The organism is Halomonas sp. SL1 (assembly GCF_003030865.2).
Taxonomy (GTDB): domain Bacteria; phylum Pseudomonadota; class Gammaproteobacteria; order Pseudomonadales; family Halomonadaceae; genus Halomonas; species Halomonas halophila.
Map to the genome: position 1 here is coordinate 429,020 of NZ_PYUQ02000011.1, position 18,953 is coordinate 447,972.

Genomic DNA, 18,953 nt, shown 5'->3' on the forward strand with positions numbered 1-18,953 from the left:
TTCCCCGGCCTTCGCCGGGGTTTTTTTATATGTGGTCGTGGGCAGGTATCGACCGCTGCCCCCCGATGATGGGCCATGGCAAAGACAACGCCCCGGGCGCAAGGCGCACCGGGGCAGGGTGGTCCGGGCAGGCTGTCGTTCAGTGGGCGATGCCGGGGATCTCCACCTGGCGCGGACAGGCCTGGCCGTCGGGGCCGAACAGGTGGCAGTGGTCGCCGGACAGGCCCAGGGCGACGGTCTGGTGCTCCTCGAACCGGGCAAGGCCGTCGAGGCGCTGCGTCACGGTGCCCACGACACCCTCGACCTGCAGGTGGGCCAGGGTCTCGTAGCCGAGCTTCTCGGCCACCATCAGCCTGGCCTCGAGCATCGCTTCGCCCTGCTCGGGGGCGACGAAGTCCTCGGCGCGGATGCCCAGGGTGGCGGTGTCGCCCGCCTGGAGGCCGCGCCCGTCCACCGCCACGGCCAGCGTCTCGCCGGACGGCAGGCGCACGCCGGTGCGCTGCGGGCCCGGGTCGACCACCGTCACCGGCAGGGTATTGATGCGCGGCGAGCCGATGAACTCGGCCACCTCGAGGGAGTTGGGGAAGTGGTAGAGCGACAGCGGCGCACCGACCTGGGCGATGCGGCCGCTCGACAGCAGCACGATGCGGTCGGCCAGCGTCATCGCCTCGACCTGGTCATGGGTGACATAGATCATGGTGGCGCCGAGGCGCCTGTGCAGCTCGGCGATCCGCACACGCATCTCGACCCGCAGCGAGGCATCCAGGTTCGACAGCGGTTCGTCGAACAGGAACACCGCTGGCTCCTTGACCAGGGTGCGGCCGATCGCCACCCGCTGGCGCTGGCCGCCGGAGAGATCCTTCGGCTTGCGCTCGAGCAGCGGGGCAAGCTGCAGGATATCGGCGGCGTGCTCGACGCGGCGGCGGATCTCGGCCTTGTCGGTGCGCGCCAGCTTGAGGCCGAAGGCCATGTTCTCGGCCACCGTCATGTGCGGGTACAGCGCATAGGACTGGAAGACCATGCCGATATCGCGCTCCTGGGGCGGGATCTCGTTGATCCGCTCGCCGTCTAGGCACATCTCGCCGCGGCTGATGTCCTCGAGCCCGGCGACCATGCGCAGCAGGGTCGACTTGCCGCAGCCCGAGGGCCCGACGAAGACCACGAACTCGCCGTCCTCGATGGTCAGGTCGATGTCGCGCGAGATCTCGACGCCGTCATAGTCCTTGCCGATGTCGCTCAGGGTCAGACGTCCCATGAGGCTTCCTCCGAGTCAGTGGTACAGCGGGCGATGGCGATACCATGTGCCGGCAGGGTGAGCGTGCCGCTCTGCCACTGGCCGTTGACCATGGCCGGGGCATCGTCGAGGGCACAGGCGTCGTGCGGGGCCGGCAGTTCGCGAGGCTCATCGGCAAAGTTCAGCGCCACCAGCAGGCGTTCGCCGGGGGCGCTCGCCGGATGGCGTCGCTCGAGGCACAGCACCTCGTCGCGCACCGGATGGTAGGCGATATCGCCCTTGACCAGCGCCGGATGCCGACGGCGGAAGGCCAGGAAGGCGCGACTGGCGTTGAGCAGCGAATCCTCCTGGGGCTCCTGCTGGTCCACCGCCAGCTCCAGGTGCGCATCGGGCACCGGCAGCCAGGGGGTTCCCGTGGAGAAGCCGCCGTGGCGGGCGTCGGCCTGCCAGGGCATGGGGGTGCGGCAGCCGTCGCGCCCCTTGTAGGCCGGCCAGAAGGTGATGCCGGCGGGGTCGACCAGCTGCTCGAAGGTCAGCTCGGCCTCGGTCAGGCCCAGTTCCTCGCCCTGGTAGAGACAGATGCTGCCGCGCTGAGTGAGCAGGAAGGCCAGGTAGAGGCGCAGCGCCGCGTCGTTGCCCTCGGCGCCCCAGCGGGTGGCCAGGCGGGTGACGTCGTGGTTGCCCAGCGCCCAGCAGGGCCAGCCATCGCCGATGCGCGCCTCCATCTCGGTGAGGATCCCGCGCAGGTACTCCGGATCATGGCGCTCGCCGAGCAGGTCGAAGGAGTAAGCCATGTGCAGACGCTTGCCCCCCTGGGAATATTCGGCCATCACGCCCAGCGAGTCATCGTCGCCGACCTCGCCGACGCTGGTGGTGCCGGGATACTCGTCGAGCAGCGCCCGCAGCCGCTCCAGGAAGATCAGGTTCTCCGGCTGGGTCTTGTCGTGGATATGTTGCTGATAGCCATAGGGGTTATCGGGGCGCACGCCGATGAAGCCCTCGGCGATCTCCTCGCGGGGCGGGTTGTCCTGGAGCTCGCCATGGGTGCAGAAGTTCACCGCGTCCAGGCGGAAGCCGTCGACGCCCCGCTCCAGCCAGAAGCGCACCTCGCCGAGAATGGCCTCGACCACCGCGGGGTTCTGGAAGTTGAGGTCCGGCTGCTCGACCAGGAAGTTGTGCAGGTAGTACTGGCAGCGGCGGGTGTCCCACTGCCAGGCGGAGCCGCCGAAGATCGCCTGCCAGTTGGTGGGCGGGGCGCCGTCGGGCCGAGGATCGGCCCAGACGTACCAGTCGGCCCTGGGGTTGTCGCGGCTCTGGCGGCTCTCGGCGAACCAGGGGTGCTGATCGGAGGTGTGGGAAAGCACCTGATCGATGGTGACCTTGAGGCCGCGGGCGTGAGCGGCCTCCACCAGGCGGTCGAAGTCCTCAAGAGTGCCGAACATCGGGTCCACGTCGCGGTAGTCGCTGACGTCGTAGCCGAAATCGAGCATCGGCGAGGTGAAGAACGGCGACAGCCAGATGGCGTCGACGTTCAGCGAGGCGATGTAGTCGAGCCGCTCGATCACGCCCTGCAGGTCGCCGATGCCGTCGCCGTTCGCATCTAGGAAGCTGCGCGGATAGATCTGGTAGATCACCGCGCCGCGCCACCAGTCGGCGCCCTGTCGGCCGAGGTACTGGGAAGTGTCTGTGGTCATGTGCCGGGTCCTTGTGGTGAATCGGGGGTATCGGCGGGCCGACACCGCAGGAAAAGCGTCACGCCCATGGTGGCGGCAGGACCGGCGGGAGAAATCCTCCTGCGGGGAGGGCAACAGGCGTAGGCGGGGGGAGGAGGCGTCCCCTACTCCCCCTGGATGCGCGCGAGGAGGTCGCCGGCCAGGGCGATGGCTTCCTCGCGGCGGCGGATGCCCTGCTTCTGGTAGAGACTGCGGATATGGGTCTTGATGGTGGTGGGCGCCACCGACAGCTGTTCGGCGATCTGCTCGTTGGAGAGCCCCGCATGGATCAGCCCCAGGATCTGCCACTCGCGACGGGTCAACGGCGAGGTGCGGATCAGCTCGGGCACGTCGGGGCGGGCAACGATGTCGGCGATCACCGCCTCGTCGAGCATCAGGCGCACGGCGCGGCCGAAGTCGCGCTGACGGCCGGCCAGCGAGAGCAGTCGCTCGGCGCGTCGCCTGGCCAGCTCGTCCAGTGCCCGGGTCTCGAGCAGACGACCGAGCATCTCGGACAGCGGTCGGCCCAGGCGCAGGAAGCTGCCGATGAGCGCCGTGCGCGAGGCCAGCTCCAGGGCCTCGGCCAGGTGCTCCAGCGCCGCCGATTCATGGCCGCACTGCCACTCCAGAAGCGCCAGACACAGCCGGTTGCGGTTGGCATCGGTGACCAGGCCGAAGCGCGCAGCCTGAGTCTCCAGCGTGTCCAGCAGCGCTCGGGCCTCGTCGGGCCGACCGAGCAGCATCAGCGCCCGGGCGTGATTGCGCACGTTGGCCTGGGCGAAGTGGTTGCTGGCGATGTGGGGCTCGGCGGGCGGCGCCTCCTGCAGCCAGCGGGCCACGGCATCACGGTCGTCGTTGGCCTGCCACCAGGCCAGCAGGGTGGCATGGGCGTTGGCCCGCCAGTCGATGTGGTAGTCGCCGTCGGCAAGAATCTTGCGGATGCGGCGAACATGGTCGGCACACTGCGCCTGGTCGCCGCGCGCCAGGGCGACCTTGGCCAGGCTCACGTGACACTGCAGGGTCCAGCGCTCGCCCTGGCGGTCGAGCAGGGCGATGCCTGCCAGGGCCGCCTGCTCGGCCTCGTCCAGGCGGTGCCACTCCCACAGCAGCTGGCTGCGGATGCGATAGAGAAACTCGGCGACCGGCAGCCGATCGAGGCCGCAGTGCTCGATATGCGCGAAGGCCCGTTCCTGGATGTCGTAGGCGGCCTGCAGCCGCCCCTGGGCGACCAGGGTCTCCGAATGGTGGCACAGCGCCCACAGCATCAGCTGGTCGTCGCCGATGCGCTGCGCCTCCCGCTCCACATCATGGACCCGCGTCAGCGACTCGGCGAGTCGCCCCTGGACGAACCGTGCCTCGCAGAGAATGGCAGCGGCCGACACCGGCGTGACGGCCAGGTAGCGGGCCGGCCGGGTCAGGGCCTGCTCGGCCAGCGGCGCGGCCCGTTCGGCATCGCCCCGGTTGATCGCCAGCTGGGCGCGCAGGGTAGCGAACTCGGCGGCCAGCGCCTGCCAGGCGGGGTCGTCGAGCTGGGCCTCGATCCAGCCGATGGCCTGGGCGGTGCGCTCGAACTGGTACTGGGCGTGGGACACCCAGCCCTGCAGCAGCGTCAGCTGTGGCGAGGCGCACAGGCATGTCTCGCCGAGCGTCGCCAGGGCTCGTGCCAGCAGCGCGAAGTGGCCATGGGCCAGCAGCCGTGGGCCCTGGCCCTCGACCAGCATGGTCAGCATCTCGGGATCATCGGCCTCGATGGCCTGGGCCAGCGCCAGGCCGGGCTCGCCCAGCGCCAGCCAGGCCTGGCTGGCACGACGATGCAGCTGGCGCTGGGACTCGAGGCTCAGCGCGTGACGGCGATGGCGCAGGTAGCCGGCGAACAGGGGCTGGAAGCGAAACCACTGGTCGTGGGGATCGGTCCGCTCCAGGAACAGGCCGGCCCCTTCCAGGGCCTCGAGCCGTTGGGACACCCCCTCCCCCTCGAGCAGGTGCGCCACCAGCGTCGGCGAGAAGCGCTCCAGCACGCCGAGCTGCCACAGCAGGCGACGATCGGGCTCGTCGAGGCAGGCCTCCAGCAGGTCGTCGAACCAGGCGACGAAATCCGGATGGCTCCCGCCCAGCCGCTCCAGCAGGCTGTCGAAGCCCGCGCGGGTCGTGGTGCGCTGGATCAGCCAGTCCAGGGCCATCACCCAGCCGCCCGTCAGGCGCAGGGCCCGCTCCAGGCTGACCCGGGTGGGCGGGAAGCTGAGCTGCTCGGCGCACAGCGTCTGGGCCTCTTCCAGGTCGAAGGCGAGCGCCGGTGTACCGATCTCCTCGAGCTCGCCGCGCAGGCGCAGGCGCGGCAGGCCGAGCGCCGGCCGATGGCGTGATACCAGGGTCAGCGTCAGCCAGTGCGGCTGATGACGCAGCCAGTGCATCAGGCCATCGTGGATGGCGGGGTGGCGGACATGCTCGAACTCGTCGATTACCAGACGGCAAGGGGCGGCCTCGGCGGGCAGGCTGGCCAGCCAGGCATCGATGCGCTCATCGAAGGTTCCTTCCACGGCGGCAAGCGGCGAGACGCCCGGCCACTCGCGGCACAGGCGATCCAGCGCCGCACCGAAGTAATCGGCGAAGCGCTCCGGGTCGTCGTCGCGATCATCCAGCCGCAGCCAGGCGGCCGGCTGATCCAGTGCCGCCAGCCGTTCGGCCACCAGGGTGCTCTTGCCATAGCCCGGCGGTGCCTGCACCACCAGCAGGCGGACACGCTCGTCGAGGGCGAAGCGATCGTTGAGCCGCGGCCGGGCCACCAGGGTGGGGAGAGGCCTCGGAGGGGCGAGTTTTTCCTCGAGCAGTGGCATGAATCAGACTCCCGATGGACAAGGGGAAGGTGGCATCGACCTCATGCAAAACGCCCGCGACCTCGGTCGCGGGCAAGCATCGAAACAGCGCTCGACCAGGCGCGGGTCAGAACCAGACCTCGCTCTGCACGCCGAAGGTCCACTCGTCGCCGGTGAAGCCGTCGCTGCCGAGGGCATCATCCCCGGAGTAGTCGTTGAGCTCCTCGTCCCAGTCGCTCCAGGAGGCGAACAGGCGAATCTCCGGACGCTGCCAGAAGCCGCCCACCTGGGGCTTGAAGGTCGGGGCAATGGTGAACTTGGTATAGCTCCCCTCGGCCGAGTTGTTGCCCCCATAACCCTCTGGGGAGAGGTCCATCCACTGATAGCTGCCCTCGTACTGCATCTCGAAGTTCTCGGTCAGCTCGTTGGCCAGGCGCACGTTGAAGGTCGCCCAGTCATACCGGTCACCCTCGACGTAACGATCCTCGCTGGTCTCGGCCAGGATCGCCGGCGCCACGCGCCAGCGGGGCGCCAGATAGGTGGTGCCGTACAGCGCGAGGCGGGTCGCGGTGGCATCCTCGCTCAGGTTGCCGTTGGAACCGAGGCTCTTGGTCTCGGCGCCGAGGCCCTGGCCATGCAGCACCGCGGCCTTGAAGCTGCCGTCGCTGAGGCCGAAGAAATCATCGCCATGGTAGGCGACCATGGTGTGGACGCCGTCATCCGCGGCATCGACATTGCCTTCGGTCAGACGCTCTTCGTTGTCGGTGGCGCTCATGCCGCTGATCATCCACTGCCAGTTACCGACGTAGTTGTTGGAGGTCAGGATCAGGTTATCGGTGCTGCCGGTGTCCTCTGCCGGATTCATGCTGTCGACCGGGAAATCGGTAAAGCTGCGTCCGTAGAGGGACAGGTTCGACGTCCAGTTGTCGGCCAGCTGCATGTCATAGATGCCGCCACCGGTGCCGGCCAGGAAGATGACGTCGCTGTCGAGCCAGTGGATATCGAAGTTGTCGCGGTCGAAGCGCTTGCCGGCCCAGATGGAGGCATTCTCGAAGGCACCGGTGAAGCTCGGCAGGTCGCTGAACTCGGCGTAGACCTGGCGCACGTTGAGACTGGACTCGTCGGACGTCCAATCATTACTGGTCTGCACCCCGTCGGCGATCATGGTGCGGTAATGCGCCTTGGCACCGTTGTCGAAGCGCATCTTGTAGTTGAGGATCGCCTCGGCGTAGGTATCCGGCTCGTTGCCCAGGCGTCCCACGGCGCCGCCCTGACCGCCCGCCGGCGTCAGATAGGGGCCACCCTCGGCGCTCTTGCCACCGTCACCGATCAGCAGCCCCGAGCGGGCGTAGGCGTTGAAGGAGAAGCCCTCCTCACCGCTGGCCTGGCGCTCCACGGCGGCCAGTCGGGCCTCCAGATCCTCGTCGGACAGCTGCTCGGCCATCTCCTGCTCGGCCTCGTCGGCGCGTCGCTCGGCGGCCGCGGCACGCTGTTCGGCGGCGACGATGCGTTGCTCGAGCTCGGCCAGGCGAGCCTCGAGGTCGCTCGAGGCCTGGGCACTGGCCAGCCCGCTGGCACTCAGGGCGGCGGCGGCAACGGCCATGACGAGCGGTGACTTGCGCGGGCGTTGGGTCGGAATTGTCATCGTGATCAATGCCTTTGTTGTTGTCGCGTGAGATCTCGATCGCGTCCGGCGAACCGACGCCCTGCCCAGCCGTTGAGCGGTGCCGGGCAGCTCCGGGCATCCGGACTTAATCGTTTAAGACAGTAGTTGGAATGTAACGCGAAAAACACACGACTTATGTCTAAAACCCGACGAGAGACATAAAAAAGTAGTAAATAAACAAGTTTTAACGTCGAAGGTCGCCATTTTCACGACCAAAGTCTAGGTTGCACCGCCGTCTCCGCATCGCTTAACTGAGCGCAGATCTTAATCGATTAAGACACGTCCTGGCAGGCCAGGCTTCCATGCGCCATCGCCGTGCCGGAACGCGACAACAACAAGTGACGAGGATACGCCATGCAACGCAAGTTCCTGATCGCCTCTGGACTCACCCTGCTGGGCACGGCAGGCGCCGCTCCGGCCCTGTCGGCCGAGCTGACCATTTCCTGCGGCGCGGTCGGCGCCGAACTCACGCTCTGCGAGCAGGGCGTCGAGGCCTGGGAGAACGAGACCGGCCACGACGTGGAAATCGTCTCCACGCCCAACTCCTCCACCGAGCGGCTGTCGCTCTACCAGCAGATCCTGTCGGCGCGCTCCGGCGATATCGACGTGCTGCAGATCGACGTGGTCTGGCCGGGCCTGCTGGCCAACCACCTGATCGATCTCGAGGAGACGCTCGGCGAGGATGCCGCCGAGGGCCACTTCGAGACCATCGTCGCCAACAACACCGTCGACGACCGGCTGGTGGCGATGCCCTGGTTCACCGATGCCGGCGTGCTCTACTACCGCAAGGATCTGCTCGAAAAGCACGGCGTCGCGCCGCCCGAGACCTGGCAGCAGCTGACCGATATCGCCGTCGAGATCCAGGCCGCCGAACGCGAGGCGGGCAACGACAAGCTATGGGGCTACGTCTTCCAGGGCCGCGCCTACGAGGGGCTGACCTGTAACGCCCTGGAGTGGGTGGCGAGCCACGGCGGCGGCACCCTCGTCGATGCCGACGGCGAGATCACCATCGACAACGAGAATGCCGCCACGGCGCTGGACCTGGCCGCGAGCTGGATCGGCGAGATCACCCCGCGGGGCGCCCTGAACTACACCGAGGAGGAGGCCCGCGGCATCTTCCAGTCGGGCAACGCCGTGTTCATGCGCAACTGGCCCTATGCCTGGTCGCTGGCCCAGAGCGAGGACAGCGAGGTGGCCGGCAAGGTCGGCGTGGTCAAGCTGCCCCACGGGCCGAATGGAGAGAGCGCGGCCACGCTGGGCGGGTGGAACCTCGCGGTGTCGAAGTACAGCGAGAATCCCGAGCTCGCCGCCGATCTGGTGGCCTACCTGACCGGCGAGGCCGAACAGAAGCGGCGCGCCATCGAGGCGGCCTACAACCCGACGCTCACTTCGCTCTACGCCGACGAGGAAGTCCTCGAGGCCGTGCCCTTCTTCGGCACCCTCTACGACACCTTCACCAACGCCGTGGCCCGCCCCTCCGCCGCCACCGGCGACAACTACGGCCGTGTCAGCAACGCCTTCTTCAACGCCGCGCACGGCGTGCTCACCGACGAACAGGACGGCGCCGATGCCGTCGCCGAGCTGGACAGCGAGCTGTCACGCATCAAGCGTCGTCGCTGGTAACCGGAGGTCGACATGTCCACTTCTGCAACCGACAGTGCCCCCCGCGAGGGGCGCACGGCCAAGGCGGGTTACCGGGGCACCAAGGTCCGCCGCCAGCGGGTCCGCGCCGCCTGGACCTATCTGACCCCGATGCTGGTCGCCCTGGCGCTGGTCGCCGGCTGGCCGCTGCTGCGTACCTTCTACCTGAGCCTCACCGACGCCTCGCTGTCGGACACCGCCGGCGCGGCCTTCATCGGCTTCGAGAACTATCTGGTCTATGACGACGGCGCCTGGTACGGCCTGCTCACCGACCCGGTGTGGTGGAACGCGGTGTGGAACACCGTCTACTTCAGCGTGGTATCGGTCTCGCTGGAAGTGGTGTTCGGCATCGTCGTCGCCCTGCTGCTCAACGCCGAGTTCAAGGGCCGCATGCTGGTGCGGGCCGCGGTGCTGATCCCCTGGGCCATTCCCACTATCGTCTCGGCCAAGATGTGGGCCTGGATGCTCAACGACCAGTTCGGGATCATCAACCACCTGCTGATGGCGCTGGGCCTGATCGATGCCCCCCTGGCCTGGACCGCCGATGCCGACCTCTCCATGTGGGCGGTGATCATGGTCGATGTGTGGAAGACCATTCCCTTTGTCGCCCTGCTGGTGCTGGCCGCCCTGCAGATGCTGCCCAAGGACTGCTTCGAGGCCGCCGAGGTCGACGGTATCCATCCGGTCAAGGTGTTCTTCCGCGTCACCCTGCCGCTGATCACCCCGGCACTGCTGGTGGCGGTGATCTTCCGCCTGCTCGATGCCCTGCGCGTGTTCGACGTGATCTATGTGCTGACCTCCAACTCCACCAGCACCATGACCATGTCGATCTATGCCCGTCAGCAGCTGGTCGAGTTCCAGGACGTGGGCTATGGCAGCGCCGCCTCGACGATGCTGTTCCTGATCATCGCCCTGGCCGTGGTCGTCTACCTGTACCTGGGCCGCCGTCAACTGGGAGTCGACCAATGAACCAGTATCAGCTGATGAAACTCGCCAAGCGCGTCGGCCTCTACGCCCTGATCGCCGTGGTGATGGTCTACGCCATCTTTCCCTTCTACTACGCCGTGATCACCTCGCTGAAGCCCTCGAGCGAGCTGTTCCGGGTCGATTTCTGGCTGTCGTCGGTGGACGTCAGCAACTACGTGCAGATCTTCACCCAGAAGAGCTTCGTGCGCGCCATCTTCAATTCCATCCTCATCTCGGTGTCGGTGGTGGTCATCGCCCTGCTGCTGGGGATCACCGCCTCCTACGCCCTGGGCCGGGTGCGCTTCCGCGGCCGCGCCACGGTGATGCTGACCATCCTCGGGGTATCGATGTTCCCCCAGGTGGCGGTGCTCTCCGGCCTGTTCGAGGTGATCCGCGCGTTGAACCTCTACAACAACCCGGGCGGCCTGATCCTGAGCTACACCATCTTCACCCTGCCCTTCACCGTCTGGGTGCTGACCACTTTCATGCGCCAGCTGCCCATGGAGCTGGAGGAGGCCGCGATCATGGACGGCGCCACCCCCTGGGTGACCATCACCAAGGTATTCCTGCCGCTGATGTGGCCCGCCATGGCGACCACCGGACTGCTGGCCTTCATCGCCGCCTGGAACGAGTTCCTGTTCGCCCTGACCTTCACCCTCACCGACGACCAGCGCACCGTGCCGGTGGCGATTGCCCTGATCTCCGGCGGCAGCCAGCACGAGCTGCCCTGGGGCCCGATCATGGCCGCTTCGGTCACCGTCACCGTGCCGCTGGTCATCCTGGTGATGATCTTCCAGCGCCGCATCGTCTCTGGCCTCACCGCCGGCGCCGTCAAGGGATAGGCCTCATGTCATCAAGGACCCCGATCATGCAAGACAACCTGAGCTGGTGGCGCGGCGGCGTCATCTACCAGATCTACCCGCGCAGCTTCATGGACGCCAACGGCGACGGCATCGGCGACCTGGCCGGCATCACCGAGAAGCTCGACTACGTGGCGAGCCTGGGCGTCGATGGCATCTGGCTGTCGCCCTTCTTCACCTCGCCGATGGCCGACTTCGGCTACGACGTCAGCGACTACCGCGATGTCGACCCGATGTTCGGCAGCCTGGACGACTTCAAGGCCCTGCTGGCCCGTGCCCATGCCCTGGGCCTGAAGGTGATGATCGACCAGGTGATCAGCCATGCCTCGGATCAGCATCCTTGGTTCCGGGAGAGCCGCCAGGACCGCACCAACCCCAGGGCCGACTGGTTCGTGTGGGCCGACCCCAGACCCGACGGCACGCCGCCCAACAACTGGCTGTCGATCTTCGGCGGCTCGGCCTGGACCTTCGACTCCCGGCGCCGCCAGTACTACCTGCACAATTTCCTGGCAAGCCAGCCGGACCTGAACTTCCATCACCCGGAGGTCAGGAAGGCCCAGCTGGACAACCTGCGCTTCTGGCTGGAACTCGGCGTCGACGGCTTCCGCCTGGACACCGTCAACTTCTACTTCCATGACACCGAGCTGCGCGACAACCCGCCGGTGCCGGCGGGCGCGGCCAAGACCCTGGGCGCCCCGGACAGCAATCCCTACACCTGGCAGCGCCACGTCTATGACCTGAGCCGCCCGGAGAACCTCGACTTCCTGCGCGAGCTGCGCGCGCTGATGGACGAGTTCCCCGGTACCACCACGGTGGGCGAGATCGGCGATGACAACCCCCTCGAGCGCATGGCCGAGTACACCGCCGGCGGCGACAAGCTGCACATGGCCTACGGCTTCGACCTGCTCAACGACCCCCACTCGCCGGCCTATATCCGCGAAGTGATCGAACGCTTCCAGCGTCTGGCCGGCGACGCCTGGCCATGCTGGGCGCTGTCCAACCACGACGTGGTGAGAAGCGCGACGCGCTGGGGCGCCGACGAGGACCCGCTGGCCTATCCCAAGGTGGCGCTGGCGATGGTGCTGTCGCTGCGCGGCAGCGTCTGCCTCTACCAGGGCGAGGAGCTGGGACTGCCCGAGGCCGAGGTGCCCTTCGAGCGTATCCAGGATCCCTACGGCAAGGTGCTGTGGCCGGAATTCAAGGGCCGCGACGGCTGCCGCACGCCGATGCCCTGGACCGATGCGCCGCGGGCCGGCTTCACCGCCGAGGCCGTGGAGCCGTGGCTGCCGGTCGACGCCCGCCATCTGCCGCTGGCCGTGGCGCGCCAGCAGGATGACGCCGCCTCGGTGCTCAATGCCACCCGTCGGCTACTGGCGTTCCGCCGCGAACACCCGGCGCTGGTCGACGGCGACCTCGAACTGGTCGACGTCGGCCAGGACCTGCTCGGTTTCCTCCGCAAGAGAGGCGAGGAGACGCTGCTGTGCGTCTTCAACCTGGACGACGAGACGCGTAGCACGACACTGCCGATGGCCGGCCCCCTGCTCGGCGGTCATGGTTTCACCGCCGATCTGGACGGCGCGACGCTGACCCTGCCGCCCTACCAGGCCGCCTTTCTCCAGCTCGACCGTTAACACTACACAACAACGCCGGCCCCGGGGGCCGGCGAGGAGTCGCCAGATGGCAAGCGTGACCCTGGAAAAGCTCAACAAGGTCTTTGGCCACACCCCTATCATCAAGGACGTCGACCTCGAGATCGGCGACGGCGAATTCGTGGTCTTCGTCGGCCCCTCGGGCTGCGGCAAGTCCACCCTGCTGCGGCTGATCGCCGGGCTCGAATCGATCACCGACGGCGAGCTCAGGATCGCCGGCGACGTGGTCAACGACCTGCCGCCCCGCGAACGCGGCGTGGGCATGGTGTTCCAGTCCTATGCCCTCTACCCGCACATGACGGTGTACGAGAACATGGCCTTCGGTCTCAAGCTGGCCAAGACCGACAAGGAGACCGTCGAGCAGCGAGTGATGGCCACCGCCCGCATCCTGCAGCTCGAGGAGCTGCTCGACCGCAAGCCCAAGGCGCTGTCCGGCGGCCAGCGCCAGCGCGTGGCCATGGGCCGCGCCATGGCCAGGGAGCCGCGCATCCTGCTGTTCGACGAGCCGCTGTCCAACCTCGACGCCTCGCTGCGCGTGCAGATGCGCAACGAGATCGCCCGCCTGCACCACCGCCTGGGCTCGACCATGGTCTACGTCACCCACGACCAGGTCGAGGCCATGACCCTGGCCGACAAGATCGTGGTGCTGCGCGACGGCCGCGTCGAGCAGGTCGGCAGCCCCCAGACGCTCTATCAGCAACCGGCCACCAAGTTCGTGGCCGGCTTCATCGGCTCGCCGACCATGAACTTCATGCCGGCGGAGCTGCTCGGCAGCGATGGCGACGGCTGCAAGGTCCAGGCCCCGGGCCTCGGCGAGCTGGCCCTGCCCCAGGACGCTGGCAGCGCCGCCCAAGGCACCGGCCTGACCCTCGGCGTACGCCCCGAGCACCTGCACCTGACCGAAGCGGAGGGCGACAACGCCTTCGAGATCGTCAACGTCGAGTACCTGGGCAACGAGGTCTACGTCTACCTCGAGCCCAAGGCCGGGGACACCCTGCTGATCCATCGCAGCGAGGCCCCGAGCCGCTGGGACGTCGGCCAACGGGTGGCACTGGCTCCCGAACTCCAGCACGTGCATCTGTTCGATGCCGATGACCGGGCACTGGCGCTTGCCGGCCAGCGTCGCGCCGCCTGAACCGACGCCCTCCTCCCCCTTCCTTTCCCTTGGTGACGGGAGCCCCGGCTCCCGTCTCTGGAGACGCGCATGCCGTTATCTCACGACCAGCACGACGCTCGACACGACTGGTGGCGCGGCGCCACCCTCTACCAGATCTATCCACGCAGCTTCATGGACGCCAACGGCGACGGCATCGGTGATCTCCAGGGCATCACCGAGAGGCTCGAGCACGTGGCGAGCCTCAATGTCGACGCCATCTGGCTGTCGCCCTTCTTCACCTCGCCGATGGACGACTTCGGCTACGACGTCAGCGACTATCGCGACGTCGACCCGATGTTCGGCACGCTCGGCGACTTCCGCACGCTGATCGATCGCGCCCACGAACTCGGGCTGCGGGTGATCATCGACCAGGTGCTGTCGCACAGCTCCGACCGGCACGCCTGGTTCCAGGAGAGCCGCCAGGACCGCACCAATCCCAGGGCCGACTGGTACGTCTGGGCCGACCCCGAGCCCGATGGCAATCCGCCCAACAACTGGATGGCGGCCTTCAGCGGTCGCGCCTGGACCTTCGATGCCCGGCGCCGGCAGTACTACCTGCACAACTTCCTGCCCAGCCAGCCGGACCTCAATTTCCACCACCCCGAGGTGCAGCAGGCGCAGCTCGACAACCTGCGCTTCTGGCTGGAACTCGGCGTCGATGGCTTCCGCTTCGACGTGGTCAATTACTACTTCCACGATCGCGCCCTCACCGACAATCCGCCGATGCCTCTTGCGCAACGCCGGCCCGGCAACCCGCAGAGCTACCAGTGCCAGCGACACAACATCGAACAGCCCGAGAATCTGGCGTTCCTCGAGCGTGTCCGTGCCCTGCTCGACGAATACCCGGGCTCGACCACCGTGGGCGAGATCGGCGGCAACGATCCGCTGCCGACCATGGCCGCCTACACCGCCGGCGAATCGCGCCTGCACATGGCCTATACCTTCGACCTGCTGGACAGCACCGGTGAGGCGCGCGAGCTCCACGACGTCCTGGCGCGCCTCGCCGAACTCGGCGACGACACCTGGCCCTGCTGGGCACTTTCCAACCACGACGTCCAGCGCAGCGCCAGCAGCTGGGGCCAGGAACGCGCCCTGCTGGCACTGACGGTGCTCTGTTCGCTACGCGGCAGCCTGTGCCTCTATCAGGGTGAGGAGCTGGGCCTGCCCGAGGCCGAGCTGGCCTATGAGGACCTGCAGGACCCGTTCGGCATCAACCTGTGGCCGGAGGTCAAGGGCCGGGATGGCTGCCGCACCCCGATGGTCTGGAACGAGGCCGCCAACGGCGGCTTCTGTGACGCAGGCGCCGCTCCCTGGCTGCCGATCGAGTCGCGTCACCGGCCGCTGGCCGTGGCACGACAGGACAAGGACGCCGACAGCCTGCTGAACCGGGTCCGCCAGCTGCTCCGGCGGCGCGCCGACAGCGACCTCCTGCGTCAGGGCGACCAGCAACTGATCGCTCCCGAGGCCCTGCCCGACGAGGTCTTCGGCGTGATCCGCACTCGGGGCGACCAGCGCCTGCTGTGCCTGGCGCATCTCGGCCATGGCGATGCACCGATCGAGATCGACCTCGAGGCGCTGGATGCCGGCCCCGAGGAGGGCCGCGCCCTCGACCTGCCCGGCATGCCGACTCCTGCGCTGGAGGAATGCAAGCTGAGCCTGAGACCGGGTACCGCCGCCTGGCTGGCCTGGGCCTGACGCCGTACGGCGCCGCTCACCATGCCGCCCGCGCCACGGCACGGGCGCGCATACTGCCGATGAAGCGGCCCTCGGTCACTGTTCATCGCCGCCAGGGGCGGCTAGGATAGGCCCCTAACTAAATCGATTCAGAGGCGACCCTGTATCGCCGCCAGAGAAGCGAGCCATCCCGTGTCTTCGTCACGCCGCATCACCCTGAAGGAGCTGGCCCAACACCTCGGCGTATCCACGGCCAGCGTGTCCAACGCCTTCAACCGCCCGGACCAGCTGTCCCAGGACCTGCGCGAACGGATCCTCACCGAGGCACGCCAGCTGGGCTACCGCGGCCCCGACGCCAAGGCGCGCAGCCTGCGTACCGGCCGTTCGCAGATCGTCGCGGTACTGCTCGCCGAGAGCCTGACCTACAGCCTCAACGATGCCGTGGCCAGCGAACTGCTGTCGGGCATCGCCGAGGTGCTGGACGCCCATGGCCACACCCTGCTGCTGCTATCCGGGCGACAGGCGAACGATCGCATGCCGGGCTCGGCGAGCATCGCCGACGGTTTCATCGTCTACGGCCTGATGCCCAGCCCATCGCTGCTCGGCGACCTGCCCTCGCAACGGCCCCAGGTGGCGGTGGACTTCGACATCTCGGGTCAGGCCAGCGTCCATGTGGACAACGCGCCCGCGGCACATGCCATCGCCTGTCATGCGCTGAGGAGTCCGCCGCGTCGCGCCGGCATCATCAACCTGCGCCTCACCGAGCAGGCCTGCAACGGTCGCATCGGCGACGACCAGACACTGCTGTCGGCGGATCAGACCATCACCCGCGCACGCCTGGACGGCTTCTTCCAGGCCTTCGCCGAGCACGATATCGATCCCGCCACGCTGCCGATGTGGAACATCGAGGAGAACACCTTCGATGTCTGCACCCCGGTGATCGAGGCGATTCTCGACCTCCCCGACGAGGAGCGGCCCGACCTGCTGCTGTGCATGTCCGACCGCATCGCCCTGACGGTACTGACCCTGGCCGAACGGCGTGGCATTCGCATTCCCGAGGATCTGCGCATCACCGGGTTCGACGGCATCGCCGAAGGCCAGTACCGCTCGCCGCGGCTGACCACGGTGCGCCAGGACAGCGTCGAGAAGGGCCGCATCGCGGCACGCATGGTGCTGGGGCTGGAGCCTGCCAGCCCCCGGCTGCTGGCCACCGAGCTGCTGATCGGCGAAAGCTGCCCCTGAGCGGACTTGCACCGGAATTGCATCCTCCCGGTGACCCGGTGCGCTACGCTAGGGCACTTTGCCCGTTCAGCCGAGAGCCCGTGCCATGTCCCTTCGCCACGCCCTGAATCCGGCCGTGTCCCGACTCGGCGTCAAGCTGTTCGCGATCATCCTGATCGTCAACGTCGCCATCTCGGGGCTGGTCTTCATTGCCGTGTCGAGAAGCCTCGACCAGGGCTTCATCGAGTACCTGGACCGGACCCAGACCCGCCGCGCCGAGACCCTGGCCACCGGGCTCGCCGACGAGTGGGCAAGGCGCGGCGACTGGCAGTGGCTGCGCCAGTCGCCACGGGCCTGGCATCAGGTGGTGCGCCGCCAGCTGTGGCCCGGCGAGGCGCCACCTGAGGGCATCGAACGCCGCCTGGGCGACCCCAAGGACTTCGTGCTCCACGACGCCGGCGGCCTGCCGGTCATCGGCCTGCCGCCGGACAACGATCTCGAGGCCGCGGAGCTGCGTTGGCTGCCCATCGTCAGCGACGGCGAGCGGGTCGGCACCCTCGGCTATCGTCCGCCACAGCAGCTGATGGCGCGCATGGATCGCATCTTTCTCACACAGCAGCAGCGCAACCTGACGATCATCGTCGGCGCCCTGGGACTGGCCTCGCTGCTGCTCGCGGGGGGGCTCTCCTGGTGGCTGGGGCGGCGGGCCCGGGGCATGATGCTCGGCACCCGCCGGCTCACCGAGGGCGACTACAGCATCCGCCTGCCCGAACGCGGCCGCGATGAACTGTCGAGCCTGTCGCGGGACTTCAACGTGCTGGCCGCGACCCTGGAGGCCAGCCGCGAGGCCCGCAGCCGCTGGGTCTCGGACATCGCCCACGAGCTGCGCACCCCGCTGGCCGTGCTGCGCGGCGAAATCGAGGCGATGCAGGACGGCATCCGTCCGCTGGACCTCGACAGCCTCGGCTCGCTGGGCCAGGAGGTCGGGCAGCTGGAGCGCCTGGTGGCCGACCTTCGGCTGCTGTCGCAGAGCGATGCCGGCGCCCTGGAGGTGCAGCTGGCACCGCTGGACCTGGCCGCCAGCCTGGGCGATCGCCTCGACGAGGCCGGCACCTGGCTGAAGGATGCCGACATCACGCTCGAGACCGACATCCCCGGCCCGGCCTGGATCCGCGGCGACACCCAGCGCCTGCGCCAGCTGTGGACCAATCTGCTCGACAACACCTGTGCCTACACCCACACGCCAGGACGGCTGCGGGTCACGCTCACTGCGGTAGGCGACCATTACCGGCTGTGCTGGGAAGACAGCGCGCCCGGCGTGCCGGAGGCGGAGATGCCGCGGCTCACCGAGCGCCTCTACCGGGTCGAGGGCTCGCGCAATCGCGCCAGCGGCGGCAGCGGCCTGGGCCTCTCCATCGCCATGGCCCTGGCCCGTGCCCACGGCGCCGAGATGACGCCCAGTGCCTCGTCGCTCGACGGGCTATGCTGGACCCTGACCTTTCCCGCCATCGCCGATCATCAGCTCAGGGAGGAAGACGCATGAGCACAACGGAACTCGCGACCGATACCGTCCTGATCGTCGAGGACGAACCCAAGATCGCCCGCCTGGTGGCCGACTACCTGACGGGCAGCGGCTTCGCGCCGCATCACCTGGAGCACGGCGACGCCGTGATGCCCTGGCTGGAGGAGCGCGAGGCGCTGCCCGAGCTGGTGCTGCTGGACCTCATGCTGCCCGGCACCGACGGCCTGACGCTGTGCCGCGAGATCCGCCAGCGCTGGCCCGGCGTGGCGATCATCATGCTCACCGCCCGGGTCGAGGAGGTCGACCGCCTGCTGGGCCTGGAGCTCGGCGCCGACGACTACATCTGCAAGCCGTTCAGCCCCCGCGAGGTGGTGGCCCGAGCCCGGGCCGTGCTGCGTCGCAGCCGCGCCGCCACCGCGCCGGAGGAGGCACCGGAGGAGGCCCAGCTGAGCCTCGACGACGAGGGCTGGCGAGCGCTGGCCGATGGCCACGACCTGGGGCTGACCGCGGTGGAGTTCCAGCTGCTGCGGGTGATGATGCACTCCCCCGGGCGCATCTTTTCCCGCGAGCAGCTGATGGATCACATGTACCGCGACCATCGCATCGTCTCCGAACGCACCGTGGACAGCCACATCAAGAAACTGCGCAAGAAGATCGCCGAGATCTGGCCCGAGCGCGAGATCATCCGCTCGGTCTACGGCGTCGGCTACAAGTACCAGCCGGAGGAGTGACAGGGCGCGAGCCGGACGGCGTCCTCGAAGTTTGCACGCTGGCTGCAAACCGCTTGCACACCCGGGGGCGACAGTGAAGGTGTCCATTCGAGGCCAAGAGGATTGCCC

The 18,953-nt window shown here is 68.0% G+C and carries 13 protein-coding genes; 9 read left to right on the forward strand and 4 right to left on the reverse strand.

Features of this window, described 5'->3' with window-relative positions; translation table 11 throughout:
- Positions 1–139: 139 nt before the first annotated feature.
- The 4 genes from ugpC to C9J49_RS06060 form a co-directional block, all read right to left on the reverse strand.
- On the reverse strand, positions 140–1,255 hold the full coding sequence (gene ugpC / locus C9J49_RS06045) for a sn-glycerol-3-phosphate ABC transporter ATP-binding protein UgpC (RefSeq protein ID WP_107182199.1): 1,116 nt from the start codon (positions 1,253–1,255) through the stop codon (positions 140–142).
- Positions 1,243–2,928 (reverse strand): alpha-amylase family glycosyl hydrolase, encoded by a 1,686-nt coding sequence (locus C9J49_RS06050; RefSeq protein ID WP_107182198.1) that lies wholly within the window; start codon positions 2,926–2,928, stop codon positions 1,243–1,245. The genes ugpC and C9J49_RS06050 overlap by 13 nt, the downstream gene beginning before the upstream one ends.
- A gap of 143 nt (positions 2,929–3,071) precedes the next feature.
- Positions 3,072–5,780, reverse strand: a complete 2,709-nt coding sequence (malT, locus tag C9J49_RS06055) for an HTH-type transcriptional regulator MalT (protein ID WP_046079300.1) — start codon at positions 5,778–5,780, stop codon at positions 3,072–3,074.
- Between the two features lie 106 nt (positions 5,781–5,886).
- Positions 5,887–7,404: a carbohydrate porin gene (locus C9J49_RS06060; RefSeq protein WP_046079301.1), complete on the reverse strand. Its 1,518-nt coding sequence runs from the start codon at positions 7,402–7,404 to the stop codon at positions 5,887–5,889.
- A gap of 375 nt (positions 7,405–7,779) precedes the next feature.
- On the opposite strand from C9J49_RS06060, the gene C9J49_RS06065 reads away from it, so the two are divergent.
- The 9 genes from C9J49_RS06065 to C9J49_RS06105 all read left to right on the forward strand — a co-directional run bounded on the left by C9J49_RS06065 (position 7,780) and on the right by C9J49_RS06105 (position 18,845).
- Positions 7,780–9,048 carry an ABC transporter substrate-binding protein gene (locus tag C9J49_RS06065; protein WP_107182197.1) on the forward strand — a complete coding sequence of 423 codons (1,269 nt, stop codon included), beginning with the start codon at positions 7,780–7,782 and terminating at the stop codon, positions 9,046–9,048.
- Positions 9,049–9,060: 12 nt separating this feature from the next.
- The gene (locus C9J49_RS06070) at positions 9,061–10,035 is read left to right on the forward strand and encodes a carbohydrate ABC transporter permease (protein WP_046079303.1); all 975 of its coding nucleotides are present in this window, start codon (positions 9,061–9,063) and stop codon (positions 10,033–10,035) included.
- Positions 10,032–10,874: a carbohydrate ABC transporter permease gene (locus tag C9J49_RS06075; RefSeq protein WP_035594861.1), complete on the forward strand. Its 843-nt coding sequence runs from the start codon at positions 10,032–10,034 to the stop codon at positions 10,872–10,874. Before C9J49_RS06070 ends, C9J49_RS06075 begins: the two co-directional genes overlap by 4 nt.
- Before the next feature lie 26 nt (positions 10,875–10,900).
- Complete coding sequence (locus C9J49_RS06080) at positions 10,901–12,523, forward strand: alpha-glucosidase family protein (RefSeq protein WP_046079304.1); 1,623 nt, start codon at positions 10,901–10,903, stop codon at positions 12,521–12,523.
- A 46-nt stretch (positions 12,524–12,569) separates the two neighbouring features.
- Positions 12,570–13,676, forward strand: a complete 1,107-nt coding sequence (locus tag C9J49_RS06085; protein WP_046079305.1) for an ABC transporter ATP-binding protein — start codon at positions 12,570–12,572, stop codon at positions 13,674–13,676.
- 69 nt (positions 13,677–13,745) lie between these two features.
- Positions 13,746–15,392 (forward strand): alpha-amylase family glycosyl hydrolase, encoded by a 1,647-nt coding sequence (locus tag C9J49_RS06090; protein ID WP_107182196.1) that lies wholly within the window; start codon positions 13,746–13,748, stop codon positions 15,390–15,392.
- 171 nt (positions 15,393–15,563) lie between these two features.
- Positions 15,564–16,613 carry a LacI family DNA-binding transcriptional regulator gene (locus C9J49_RS06095; RefSeq protein ID WP_181454248.1) on the forward strand — a complete coding sequence of 350 codons (1,050 nt, stop codon included), beginning with the start codon at positions 15,564–15,566 and terminating at the stop codon, positions 16,611–16,613.
- 85 nt (positions 16,614–16,698) lie between these two features.
- Positions 16,699–18,135 (forward strand): ATP-binding protein, encoded by a 1,437-nt coding sequence (locus tag C9J49_RS06100; RefSeq protein ID WP_035594877.1) that lies wholly within the window; start codon positions 16,699–16,701, stop codon positions 18,133–18,135.
- Complete coding sequence (locus C9J49_RS06105; RefSeq protein WP_046079307.1) at positions 18,132–18,845, forward strand: response regulator; 714 nt, start codon at positions 18,132–18,134, stop codon at positions 18,843–18,845. The genes C9J49_RS06100 and C9J49_RS06105 overlap by 4 nt, the downstream gene beginning before the upstream one ends.
- The last annotated feature ends 108 nt before the right edge of the window (positions 18,846–18,953 follow it).